Source organism: Ethanoligenens harbinense YUAN-3, assembly GCF_000178115.2.
GTDB lineage: Bacteria > Bacillota > Clostridia > Oscillospirales > Ethanoligenentaceae > Ethanoligenens > Ethanoligenens harbinense.
This window is the reverse complement of sequence record NC_014828.1, coordinates 1,142,658-1,154,663: the sequence shown is the minus strand read 5'-3', so window position 1 is coordinate 1,154,663 and position 12,006 is coordinate 1,142,658. Positions and strand designations below refer to the sequence as shown.

Genomic DNA, 12,006 nt, shown 5'->3' with positions numbered 1-12,006 from the left:
TCACTGCATCTGTTCCATCATGTGCTGCTTGAGCGTCCAGAGCGGCCGGGAGAGATCCACATAATAACGGTGCGGGTTCTCGAACCGCAGGACTTCTTCCCACAGCGTGTCGATCTGCGCACGGCAATAGGCGGCGATCTCTTTGACAGAAGGGCTTTGGTACACACATTCCCCCGCCCGGAAAACCGGCGTGAGCAGCGGCCGTGCGGTGAAATCCGTTATCGTCTTGCGCTTCCATGTGTGCTCGGGATCGAACAGTTCATACGGCTGCCCGCCGCCGATGGTTTCGTCTGCGAGTGTGATGACATCGGCAATGGCTTTTCCGCTTTCGCGTTCATACAGCCGCCATACCTGTTTGAAGCCGGGAGTGGTGATTTTTTCGACATTTTCGCTGATCTTGATCTTTGGGACGATCCTGCCGTCCTGTTCCACAGCGGCCAGCTTATACACCCCGCCGAACACCGGCTCGCTGCGTGAGGTGATGAGCCGCTCGCCTACACCAAAGGAATCCACGTTTGCACCCTGCACGAGGATATCCCGGATGATGTATTCATCCAGCGAGTTGGAGGCCACGATGCCGCAGTCGGCAAAGCCCGCGTCATCCAACAGCTTTCGCGCTTTGCGGGAAAGGTAGGTAATGTCGCCGCTGTCGATGCGGATGCCCGCCGGGCGGAACCCGCGCGGCAGCAATTCCTCCCGGAAGACCCGGATGGCATTGGGCACGCCGGACTTCAGCACGTTGTATGTATCCACCAGCAGCACGCAGTTTTGCGGATAAATACGCGCGTAGGCGCGGAATGCGTCCAGTTCGGTATCAAACATCTGCACCCAGCTATGCGCCATGGTGCCCATGGCCGGGATACCGAACTGCCGATCGGCGATGGTGCAGGCCGTGCCCGCGCAGCCGCCGATGACCGCCGCGCGCGCGCCGAAGATGGCGCCGTCTCCGCCCTGCGCCCGACGGGAACCGAATTCCATCACCGGGCGGCCCTGCGCCGCACGCACGATGCGGTTGGCTTTGGTGGCGATAAGCGACTGGTGGTTGACGGTGAGCAGAATCATCGTTTCCACGAACTGCGCCTGCGCCACCGGCCCGCGCACCGTGAGGATCGGCTCACCGGGAAAGATGGGCGTGCCCTCCGGCACCGCCCACACGTCGCAGCAGAAGCGGAACGACCGCAGATAGTCGAGAAACCGATCGTCGAAAATGCCTTTGCCGCGCAGATAGGCGATGTCGTCCTCGTCGAACGAGAGGTTTTGCAGGTAGTCGATCACCTGCTCCACCCCTGCCATGATGGCAAAGCCGCCGTCCTCCGGAATATGCCGGAAAAACATATCGAAATAGGCGACACGGTCGGCAAACCTTTCCAAAAAATACCCATTGGCCATGGTGAGTTCGTAAAAATCCGTCAGCATGGTCAGATTCGCGTCCACATAGCGGCTCATCCGCACAGCCCCCTTGCTTGTCTCATTCGGCAGTTGAAAAACAACGCTATAAAAGATCAAAAGATTTCAAAATGGCGACTTTTTCAACACACCCTTATTATAAACGAAAAAAGGACCGCCGTCTCCGGCAATCCTTTTCTGCAAAACTGCATTATGCTTCGTCCAGCGCGTTTTGCACCAGTTCGCGCACGATCTGCGGGTTGGCTTTGCCCTTGGAGGCGCGCATGCACTGCCCCACCAGATAGCCCGCGGCGTTGGTCTTGCCTTTTTTGTAGTCGACAACCGATTTTTCGTTCTGCGCCAGCACATCTTTCACGATGGCCTCGAGCGCGGCGGTGTCGCTCACCTGCGCCAGCCCTTTTTCCCGCACGACGGCTTCCGGGTCGCCGCCATTGGCAAAGAGTTCTTCCAGCACAGCCTTGCCCGCCGTGTTGGAGATGGTGCCCTTTTCGATGAGTGCGGTAAGCTTCACCAGCGCTTCCGGCGTGAGCGAAGTCTGAGAGAGGACTTGGTTCTTGTCCGCGAGCAGGCGCGCCACGTCGCCGATGAGCCAGTTGGCCAGCGCTTTGGGCGCTGCGCCGCCGACGGCAAGAGCGGCCTCGAAAAACGCCGTGCGTTCCGGGTCGAGTGCCAGCAGGCCGGCGTCGAACTCCGGCAGGCCGTAGTCGTTCATATACCGCACGCGGCGCTTGTTGGGCAGCTCGGGGATGCTCTCTTTGAGTGACGCGAGGTAGTCCTCGTCCAGCACGATGACGCCCAGGTCCGGCTCGGGAAAATAACGGTAATCCTGCGCGTCCTCTTTAGAACGCATAACGAAGTTTTTGCCCTGTGTATCGTCCCAGCGGCGGGTCTCCTGCTCAATGACGCCGCCGTTTTCCAGCACCTCGATCTGCCGTTTGGACTCATACTCGATGGCATGCGCCGCTGCGCTGAACGAGTTGACGTTTTTCATTTCCACGCGCGTGCCGAACGTGGTGCTGTCTTTCGGGCGCACCGACACGTTCACGTCCGCGCGCATGGAGCCTTCCTGCATCTTGCAGTCGGAGACATCCAGCGCGAGCAGGATGTCGCGCAGCGTTTCCATATAGGCTTTGGCTTCGGCGGCGCTGCGCATGTCCGGCTCGGAGACGATCTCAATAAGCGGCACGCCGCAGCGGTTGAAGTCCACCAGCGTGCCGGAGAAACTATCGCCGTGCAGCAGCTTGCCCGCGTCTTCCTCGATGTGGATGCGCGTGACGCCGATGCGTTTTTCCTCGCCGTCTACCAGCACGTCCACATACCCGTGCTCGCAGAGCGGGATGTCGAACTGCGAGATCTGGTAGGCTTTCGGCAGGTCGGGGTAGAAATAATTCTTGCGGTCCTGCTTGGACACGGGGTTGATGGTGCAGCCCAATGCATAGCCCATCCGCACGGCGGATTCCACCACTTTTTCGTTCAGCACGGGCAGCGCGCCCGGCAGACCGGTGCAGACCGGGCAGCACTCGGTGTTCACTTCCGCGCCGAACGCATTCTTGCAGGAACAATAGATTTTGGATTTGGTCGAAAGCTCCGCATGGACTTCCAACCCCACGACGATTTCATATTCCATCTTTGCTCTCCCCCTCACAGCGCGGCCGGCACGGCTGTGCCGCAGATCTGCTCCACGGCTTTTGCCGCGTTCAGAATCGTCCGTTCCTCGAATTTGCGCCCGATGAACTGCAGGCCGACCGGCAGCCCGTCCACTTCCCCGCAGGGCAGCGACACGGCCGGCAGCCCCGCGATGTTGACCGGCACGGTGCAGATATCGGCCGCGTACATCTGGAGCGGGTCGGCGGTGCGCTCGCCGATTTTGAACGCCGTGACCGGTGAGGTGGGCGTGAGGATGACGTCGCACGCGCCAAACGCCGCGTCGTACTCGCCGCGGATGAGGTTCTGCGTCAGCTTGGCCTTGTGGTAATACGCGTCGTAATAGCCGGAGCTAAGCACGAAGGTACCGAGCATGATGCGGCGCTTAACCTCGTCGCCGAACCCCTCGGAGCGCGAATTTTCATAGAGGGAAAGCAGGTCGTCGTAGTGCTCGGTGCGGTAGCCGTATTTCACGCCGTCGAACCGCGCAAGGTTGGAAGACGCTTCCGCGCAGGCCAGGATGTAATAAGTGGGCAACGCATATCTGGTGGAGGACAACGAGACATCCACCAGCGCGGCGCCCGCCTGTTCCAGCGCTCTGGCGGTGTCGAGCACCTGGGTCTTCACCGCGTCGTCCACGCCGTCGCCGTAATACGCCTGCGGGATGCCGATGCGCAGGCCTTTCACATTGCCGTCCAGCGTGCCGGCCACAGGTGCCTGCTCCCGGTGCGCGCTGGTCGCGTCATGCGTGTCGCGGCCCTTGATGGCGTCAAGCAGCAGCGCGGTATCGTCCGCCGTGCGCGCGAACGGCCCGATCTGGTCAAGCGAAGAAGCAAACGCCACCAGCCCATAGCGTGAAACCGCGCCGTAGGTGGGCTTGAGCCCCACCACGCCGCAAAGCGCGGCGGGCTGGCGGATGGAACCGCCGGTATCCGAACCGAGGGCAAGCGGCACTTCGCCCGCCGCCACCGCCGCCGCGCTGCCGCCGGAGGACCCCCCCGGCACGCATTCCAGATCACGCGGGTTATGTGTCTTCTTGAAATGGGACGTTTCACAGGAGGAACCCATGGCAAACTCGTCCATATTGGTCTTGCCGACCATCACCGCGCCCGCTTCCCGCAGCTTGTCCGCCACGGTCGCGTCATAAGGCGGTGTGAAGTTATGAAGCATTTTGGACGCGCAGGTCGTGCGCACGCCTTTGGTGCAGATATTGTCTTTCACGGCTACGGGTACGCCCGAGAGCGCGCCGAGCGGTTCGCCCGCCGCCAGCTTCCGGTCCTGCTCGGCAGCGCGGGCCAGCGCTTCCTCTTTGGTAACGGTAAGGAATGCGCCCACGCGCTCATCCACCGCTTCGATGCGTGCCAGATGCGCTTCTGCGATCTCGACGGCGCTGGCTTTCTTTTCCACAAACAGCGTGTGCAGGCCGGACGCCGTGTTTTCATACAGTTCCATCGGTTGCTGTCTCCCTTTCGATTATTCCACAGTCTTGGGCACGACCACGCAGCCCGCCTCGGTCTTGGGCGCGTTTTGCAGCACCTGCCCGCGCGTGAGCGATGGACCGACTTCGTCTTTGCGCAGTTCCATGCGGTCATTCACATCCAGCGCCGTCGCCGTCTCTGTCTCTTCAAAATCCGGCAGCTCTGCCACCATGTCCACGATTTTCCGCATGTCATGCGCCATTTTATCAGCCGCCGCCTCGTCAAAGCGCAAGCGCGAGAGTTTGGCCAGGTGACGCACGTCGATTTCTTCCATTCGTTTATTCCTCCGTTTCCGATATTCCCAATAATTGCTCAAATGCCGCTTCATCCAGCACCGGCACACCCAGCGCCAGGGCCTTGTCCAGCTTGGAACCGGCTTCCTCCCCCGCGACGACATAGCTCGTCTTTTTGGACACGCTGCCGGTCACCTTGCCACCCAGCGCTTCAATGCGCTTTTTGGCTTCCTCGCGGGAATACTTCGACAGCGTGCCGGTGAGCACAAAAATCTGCCCGGAAAGCCGGGTGTCCGCCACTTCCTGCTCACGCGCGGTGAGGTCCACCCCTGCGGCGCGCAGGCGTTCCACCAGTCTGGCGGTATCTTCCAGCGCAAAGAAACGCACCACGTTTTCCGCGATGATGCCGCCGATCTCGTCGATGGCGCAGAGTTCGTCCTCCGTGGCGGAAAACAACCGCTCCATGCTGCCGAAGCGCGCGGCGATGAGACCCGCGGCCTTCTGCCCCACCTGCCTTACGCCCAGCGCGTAGAGCAGGCGCGCCAGCCCGGCCCGTTTGGATGTTTCAATAGCGGCAATGAGGTTCTCGGCCGATTTTTTGCCCATCCGTTCCAGCTTGGCAACAGCTTCCGCATTCAGGTCGTACACATCGGCGATGGAGCGCACCAGCCCCTCCCCCACAAGCGATTCCACCAGCGCCGGGCCCATCCCCTCGATATCCATCGCGTCGCGCGAGGCAAAGTGGATGAGGTGGCGCAGCAGCTGCGCCGGGCAGTCGGGGTTCTGGCAGCGCAGCACGGCCTCGTCTTTCTCCCGCGCCACCGGGGCCCCGCAGGACGGGCAGGCCGTGGGCATACGGTAGGGTTTTCCCCCGCCGTGTTCGGCCACGGACACAATCTCTGGAATAATGTCCCCCGCCTTGCGCACCACCACCGTGTCCCCGATACGGATGTCTTTCTCCCGGATGAAATCCTCGTTGTGCAGGGAAGCGCGAGCCACGGTGCTTCCTGCCAGCAAGACCGGCTCCAGAACGGCGGTGGGCGTGAGCGCGCCGGTGCGCCCGACGTTGATGTCGATGCTGAGCAATCCGGTGCGCTTTTCCTCCGGCGGAAACTTGAACGCCACCGCCCAGCGCGGGAATTTGGCCGTGCTGCCAAGCATACGCCGTGCGGTGAAATCGTCTACCTTCACCACCGCGCCGTCAATGCCGTACGGCAGGCTGCCGCGGCTCTCCCCGATGCGGGTGATCTCCGTCTCCGTCTTTTCGAGAGTATCGCAGGCGGTGTGCGCCACCACCTTAAAGCCCAGCTCTTTGAGCAGCGCATGCCCGGCCAGGTGGCTCTCCACCGTCGCGCCCTCGATGCGCTGGATATTGAACACGAAAATATCCAGCCCGCGGGCAGAGGTGATCTTCGGGTTCTTCTGCCGCAGCGAGCCGGCGGCGGCGTTGCGCGGGTTTTTAAACAGCTTTTCCTCGCGCAGCTCCTGCGCACGCACCAACGCCTCAAACTTCGCCACGGGCATGAACACCTCGCCGCGCACTTCCAGAAAGGGCAGCGGACGCGAAAGCCGCAGCGGGATGGAGCGCACCGTGCGCAGATTAGCGGTCACATCCTCACCGGTCACGCCGTCGCCGCGGGTGGAGCCGCGCACGAACAGGCCGTTTCGGTATTCAAGCGCGACCGAAAGCCCGTCGATTTTCGGTTCTACCGCATAGCGCACAGTGGACAGGGCGGCGTGCATCCGCTCATCAAACGCGCGCACCTCTTCCACGGAGAACACATCCTGCAGGCTTTCCATGGGCACCTCGTGCCGCACGGGCTCAAACTGCCCCACAGCCTCGCCGCCCACCCGCTGCGTGGGCGAATCGGGCGTGACGATCTCCGGATGTGCGGCTTCCAGTTCTTCCAGTTCCCGCAGCATGCGGTCGTATTCAAAATCTTCTATTTCGGGCGCGTCCAGCACATAATAGAGATAGTTATGGCGGGACAGCGCTTTTCTCAATTCCTTTGCACGCGCGGCGGCGTCCATACCATTCCCCCGTCCGGGCCGCATTTCGTCATCAGTCCCTGATGATATAGTATACCATTTTTTGCCCCAAACGTGTAGAGGCCGGGCAGAAAAGTTCCAAATATACGCACCGGCGGGTTTGCATTTGCAAAAGTCAATCATATCCGGTAAAATATGGGCAAAAGGGCGATACGCCCGCACGGAGGTACAACAGATGAAATTTCAAGACATGCCATACAAGCGAGTGGATTACGACACCTACCGCGCTGATTTCGAGCAGGCACTGAACACATTTTCCAAAGCCGGCTCGGCCGAAGCGCAGCTGGACGCGGCCAAGGCTCTGTTCAAGCTGCGGGACACGCTGATCACCATGGCCAGTCTGTGCTATATCCGCCACACGGTCAACACCGAGGATGCGTTCTACACGGCTGAAAACGATTATTACGACGAAACCAACCCCAGATTTGAGGAACTGAACAACCGTTTTTACAAGGCGCTGAACAGCTCATCGTTCCGCGCCGAGCTGGAAAAGGCGCTGGGGCCGCTGCTGTTTACAAACATCGCCATCGCACTGCGCAGCTTTGATGAAAAGATTATCGGGGACATGGCGGAGGAAAACCGCCTGAGCTCGCAGTACCAGAAACTCATCGCGTCGGCGCAGATCGCGTTCGATGGCAAAACGCTCAACCTTTCTCAGTTGGGCGCGTACCTCGTTTCGCCCGACCGCGCGGTGCGCAAAGCCGCCGCGGAAAAGCGCTCGGCCTTTTTCCTCGCGCACATCACCGAGCTGGATGAAATCTATGACAAATTGGTAAAGGTACGCGACAAGCAGGCCAAAGCGCTTGGTTTCCCCAACCATACGCCGCTGGGCTACCTGCGCATGACACGCAACAGCTACACCCGTGAGCAGGTGGAAGCCTTCCGCAAGCTGGTACAGACCGAGATCGTCCCCATCGCCACGGAGCTGCACCGCAAACAGCAGGATCGTCTCGGACTCGACACGCTGTATTTTTACGACGAAGCGCTGCAGTTCAAGGGCGGCAACCCCACACCGCAGGGCACGCCGGAAGAAATTTTTGAAAACGGACGGAAGATGTACAGCGAGCTCTCGGCCGAAACCGGCGAATTTTTCGATTTTCTGCTGCAAAACGAGCTGTTCGACGCGCTCGGGCGCAAAGGCAAGGCGGCGGGCGGCTACTGCACCGAACTGCCGGATTACCGCTCGCCGTTCATTTTTGCCAACTTTAACGGCACTTCGGAGGATATCTCTACTCTGACACACGAGGCCGGGCACGCATTTCAAGCCTACCTCTCACGCGATATCTTCCCACCCGAATATCGCTCGCCCACTTACGACGCCTGCGAAATACACTCCATGTCGATGGAATTTTTCACCTGGCCGTGGATGGAGCTGTTTTTCGGCAAGGACGCCGACCGCTACCGCTACATGCACCTGGGCAGCGCGCTGCTGTTCCTGCCCTATGGGTGCGCGGTGGACGAATTCCAGCACATCGTCTACGACAACCCCGGCCTGACCCCCGACGAGCGCCGGAATGCCTGGCTGAATCTGGAGCAGAAATACCTGCCGGGCATCGAATATGACGGCGACCGGTTCTTCGGCATCGGCGGGCGCTGGCAGCGGCAGGCCCACATTTACGAGCGGCCGTTTTACTATATCGACTACTGCCTGGCGCAGACCTGCGCGCTGGAATTCTGGGCGCTGATGCAGAAAGACCGCGGGGCCGCGTGGCAGAAATATCTGGCGCTCTGCAAACTGGGCGGCAAAGGCACGTTCACCGGCCTGCTCAAGCAGGTGGGGCTGGAAACGCCGTTTGATCCCGCCTGTCTGAAAAACGTGGCGGCCTCCGCCAAAGCGTTCATCGACGGGTTCGACGAAAGCAAACTGCGGTAAGGCGGCATAGCATAATGAAGGTACGACACCCGGGTGCCCCGCGCATCGCACCGACCGAAAGCCATATTCCACTTAAAAGACAGTCTTTTCACGCCTAAAACAAAACCCGCCGAGGAACCGTTTGACTTTCCTCGGCGGGTTTCGTTTTATTCCTATTGATGAGTGGAAAATGTCACTCGACCGTAACGGCGCGTGTAATTTCCAGTTTTTTGATCTGCCGCAGCGGTGAAACAAGCGAAAGGAAAATCGCCGCCACCGTAACCGCGCACGCGATGATGATAAACAGCCACGGCAAATGCCACGGCAAACCGTAAAGGCGCTGCACCATTTGCTGCGAGAACCAGTGATTGAGCGGAATACCGGCCGCCAGCCCGATGGCCAGCGCAAAGACGCCATACAAAACAGACTCGTTTATAAGCATTGATGTCACCTGCCCCATCGTCATGCCGCCCGCGCGCAGCAGGCCGATTTCCCGCGTGCGCACCAGCACGTTGGTGCCGATGGTATTGATGATATTGAGCACGCCGATCAGCGCGATCACACCGATAAATCCATATACGAACACGTTTCCGATCATGTTCGCGTTCTGTGCCTCCTGTTTCTGTGCCTGTTGATTTGCGCTGGTCGCGCCGGGAACATTCGCCGTCAGTTGTTTCACACGGGCGGCCACGGCATCCCCGTTTGTTCCAGGACGCAGCATCATCGTCACCAGATTGGGCTGAATATCCATGAACTGCCGCATGACCTTGTTGGTCGTATACATGCCGAACAGCGGGGCCTGATGGGCGGTTTCATCGTTATTGACCTCATATATCACTTCGTTTGTCTGCACGATACCGCAGATCTTTAACGACTTCCCGTTCACGCGGATGATGTCCCCCGGCTGCAGGTCACCAAGATTGGGCTGCCCCGGTAACCCCTCGTTAATCATGAGGAGCACGCCGTTTTCTTTATCAAGCTGTGCCGGGTCGATCTTTCCAAGAATAAGGTCGCTTTGCAGCGCGCGGATGTCCGTATCGGAAAGACCGAGTATTTTGGATTTCGCGTCGGTTTTCACCATGCCGTCTGCACCTTTGGATGCCTTGGCTCCACCGTTTTTCACGCCGTCCTGATAGTTTTCGCCCAGAAGCGAATAGGCAAAGGTTGCGTCTACCGATCCGATGCGTTTGGGCGAGATGGACTGCACCCCGTCGATCTTGGACATGTCCCGCACGGTCTCATCCGAAAAACCCTGCCCCGGAGTCGTCGTCAGCGCATACACATCGCCGAGGTCGTAAGTGTGGCGGGTGCCCTGCGCGAAGAAATCGGTCACGGGGGAAAACGCAAGCAGCAGCAGAATGCCGAATGCCAGCGACACCGCCGTGAGCAGAAACGCACGCTTGCGCATGAGCACCTGCCGCAGGGCGATAGCGGCCTCTACCGGCAGAAGATGTGTCGCTACCCCCATGGTCTTGCGCTTTTTAAAATTGGCGCCGGGCATAGCCGCAATGGCTTCCACCGGCGAGACCTTGCCCGCACGGCGGGCCGGGCGCAAGGCGGAAAGCAGCGTTCCCAAAATGCCGACTATCGCGCCGATTGCCAGCGAGGGCCAGGAGATAAAGACGACCGGAGCGTCCGGCCCACCGAAATAGGCTGGAAACGTACTCCGCAACAGCAGGTTGAGCAGCATGCTGACCACCGCACCCAGCGCCACGCCCGGCAGAACACCGAGAAGCGAGACCTGCGCGGCTTCGGCGCGCACCATGCGACGCACCTGCTTCGGTGTCGCGCCGATGGCGCGCAACAGCCCAAACTGCCGCATCCGCTGGGTGACCGACATATTGAATGCATTGTAGATCATCACGATGGCCGCAAAGAGTACCACCAGACCGAGCACGGCGCCCACCGCATAAATCGCAATCACTTCCCGGCTGTCCGAGCGGCCGGTGGCGGCCAACAGCGTTCCATGTGTCTGCATCTGGTCTTTGCTCAAGTGCTGTTCGCTCTCGACGCTTTTGACAAACTTCCCGATATCCGCATTTCCCGCCACCTGCATCAGGACATCCGCGTCATCCGAGCCGTTGAGTTGCTGCGCCTCCCCAAGCGAAATCCACGCCTTATACAGTTTGCTGTCCCGGTGCACGGCGTTGTCCCGTAAAATGCCGCTGACGGTATAGCTCTGCTTTTTTCCGGCTATGGTCAGGATCAGGGTGTCGCCGATCTTGGCGCCGGGGCTCAGTTTTTGCAGCGCCCAGCCCTCCAGCGCGATCTCCCCCGTTCCCCGCGGCAGTTTGCCGGATTTGAGAAGCCAATGGCGCTGTGTAAAGCCGCCGGCATCCGCGCCGGTCAGCGACTGCAAATCGGTTCCGCCGATCTGTGCATCCTGCGTGACCACGGCGACCTTGCCGGAGGCCGACACATCGACCCGTTTTTGCAGTGCGGCGGCCTGTGCGGGGGTACAGGCGCCCGCCATGACCTCCCAGACACCGCTGTCTTCAATGGTCATGCGCACTTCAAACGCCTGCATCAGGTTGAGCATGGAAAACACGGTGCTGATAAGCGCCATGGCCAGCGCCACGCCCATGGTAAGCAGCACCGTGCGCTTTTTCTGTGTGGAAAGATAACGTCGGGCGATTCCGCTTTCATTCAGCATGGCCGCCACCCGCTTCCAGTTCGGTAACCACGCCGTCCTCGATGCGCAGCACGCGGTCGGCGTGCGCGGCAATCTCGGGGTTGTGTGTAATGACAATGAGGGTCTGGTGATATTTCTGCACGCTCATGTGCAGCAGCGCCAGTACTTCTTTGCTGTTTTGCGTGTCCAGATTGCCGGTCGGCTCATCCGCAAGAATGATGGCCGGTTTGGACGCCAACGCCCGGCCGATGGCCACACGCTGCTGCTGCCCGCCGGAAAGCTGCGTGGGCAGATGGTTTTTCCGGTCCGAAAGCCCCAGCGCGTGGATGATTTCGTCGATGTAGGCCCGATCCGGCACGGCACGGTCGAGCAGAAGCGGCAACTCGATATTCTCTACCACCGAGAGCACCGGCACCAGATTGAACGCCTGAAAAACGAAGCCGATCTTACGGCGGCGGAAAATGGAAAGCTCCTTTTCTTTCAGTGAAAAAAGGTCGGTGCCGTCGATGAGCACTTTCCCGCCGCTCGGATAATCCAGTCCCCCAAGCATGTGCAGCATGGTGGATTTGCCGGAACCCGACGGCCCGATGATCGCAATGAATTCCCCCTTCTGCACCGCGACGTTGGTCGACCGAAGCGCCTGCACCTGTGTTTCCCCTTTGCCATACGTTTTGTATAGACCCTGCGTTTCCAATATCCGCATAAATCCGT

General features: G+C 60.1%; 8 protein-coding genes. 1 reads left to right on the top strand and 7 read right to left on the bottom strand.

Annotated elements, in window-relative coordinates; genetic code table 11:
* The 5 genes from ETHHA_RS05305 to ligA all read right to left on the bottom strand — a co-directional run bounded on the left by ETHHA_RS05305 (window position 1) and on the right by ligA (window position 6,793).
* Window positions 1-1,446: a nicotinate phosphoribosyltransferase gene (locus ETHHA_RS05305; RefSeq protein WP_013484958.1), complete on the bottom strand. Its 1,446-nt coding sequence runs from the start codon at window positions 1,444-1,446 to the stop codon at window positions 1-3.
* A 151-nt stretch (window positions 1,447-1,597) separates the two neighbouring features.
* Complete coding sequence (gene gatB / locus ETHHA_RS05300; RefSeq protein ID WP_013484957.1) at window positions 1,598-3,034, bottom strand: Asp-tRNA(Asn)/Glu-tRNA(Gln) amidotransferase subunit GatB; 1,437 nt, start codon at window positions 3,032-3,034, stop codon at window positions 1,598-1,600.
* A 14-nt stretch (window positions 3,035-3,048) separates the two neighbouring features.
* Complete coding sequence (gene gatA / locus ETHHA_RS05295; protein ID WP_013484956.1) at window positions 3,049-4,503, bottom strand: Asp-tRNA(Asn)/Glu-tRNA(Gln) amidotransferase subunit GatA; 1,455 nt, start codon at window positions 4,501-4,503, stop codon at window positions 3,049-3,051.
* 21 nt (window positions 4,504-4,524) lie between these two features.
* On the bottom strand, window positions 4,525-4,803 hold the full coding sequence (gene gatC, locus ETHHA_RS05290; RefSeq protein WP_013484955.1) for an Asp-tRNA(Asn)/Glu-tRNA(Gln) amidotransferase subunit GatC: 279 nt from the start codon (window positions 4,801-4,803) through the stop codon (window positions 4,525-4,527).
* A 4-nt stretch (window positions 4,804-4,807) separates the two neighbouring features.
* Window positions 4,808-6,793 carry an NAD-dependent DNA ligase LigA gene (gene ligA, locus ETHHA_RS05285; protein ID WP_013484954.1) on the bottom strand — a complete coding sequence of 662 codons (1,986 nt, stop codon included), beginning with the start codon at window positions 6,791-6,793 and terminating at the stop codon, window positions 4,808-4,810.
* Between the two features lie 193 nt (window positions 6,794-6,986).
* On the opposite strand from ligA, the gene ETHHA_RS05280 reads away from it, so the two are divergent.
* The gene (locus tag ETHHA_RS05280; RefSeq protein WP_013484953.1) at window positions 6,987-8,684 is read left to right on the top strand and encodes a M3 family oligoendopeptidase; all 1,698 of its coding nucleotides are present in this window, start codon (window positions 6,987-6,989) and stop codon (window positions 8,682-8,684) included.
* Window positions 8,685-8,856: 172 nt separating this feature from the next.
* Here ETHHA_RS05280 and ETHHA_RS05275 read toward each other — a convergent pair whose 3' ends face one another.
* Together ETHHA_RS05275 and ETHHA_RS05270 are read right to left on the bottom strand one after the other, a co-directional pair.
* Entirely contained in the window at window positions 8,857-11,316 is a 2,460-nt protein-coding gene (locus ETHHA_RS05275; protein WP_013484952.1) for an FtsX-like permease family protein, read from the bottom strand.
* A complete protein-coding gene (locus ETHHA_RS05270) occupies window positions 11,306-11,998 on the bottom strand; it encodes an ABC transporter ATP-binding protein (protein ID WP_013484951.1) in 693 nt (230 codons plus the stop codon). Before ETHHA_RS05270 ends, ETHHA_RS05275 begins: the two co-directional genes overlap by 11 nt.
* Between the last annotated feature and the right edge of the window lie 8 nt (window positions 11,999-12,006).

Excerpts from the sequence above, each read along its gene's own strand:
- gatB (WP_013484957.1), bottom strand. The coding sequence starts at position 3,034 with ATGGAATATGAAATCGTCGTGGGGTTGGAAGTCCATGCGGAGCTTTCG.
- ETHHA_RS05305 (WP_013484958.1), bottom strand. The coding sequence starts at position 1,446 with ATGAGCCGCTATGTGGACGCGAATCTGACCATGCTGACGGATTTTTAC.
- ETHHA_RS05275 (WP_013484952.1), bottom strand. The coding sequence starts at position 11,316 with ATGCTGAATGAAAGCGGAATCGCCCGACGTTATCTTTCCACACAGAAA.
- gatA (WP_013484956.1), bottom strand. The coding sequence starts at position 4,503 with ATGGAACTGTATGAAAACACGGCGTCCGGCCTGCACACGCTGTTTGTG.
- ETHHA_RS05280 (WP_013484953.1), top strand. The coding sequence starts at position 6,987 with ATGAAATTTCAAGACATGCCATACAAGCGAGTGGATTACGACACCTAC.
- ETHHA_RS05270 (WP_013484951.1), bottom strand. The coding sequence starts at position 11,998 with ATGCGGATATTGGAAACGCAGGGTCTATACAAAACGTATGGCAAAGGG.
- gatC (WP_013484955.1), bottom strand. The coding sequence starts at position 4,803 with ATGGAAGAAATCGACGTGCGTCACCTGGCCAAACTCTCGCGCTTGCGC.
- ligA (WP_013484954.1), bottom strand. The coding sequence starts at position 6,793 with ATGGACGCCGCCGCGCGTGCAAAGGAATTGAGAAAAGCGCTGTCCCGC.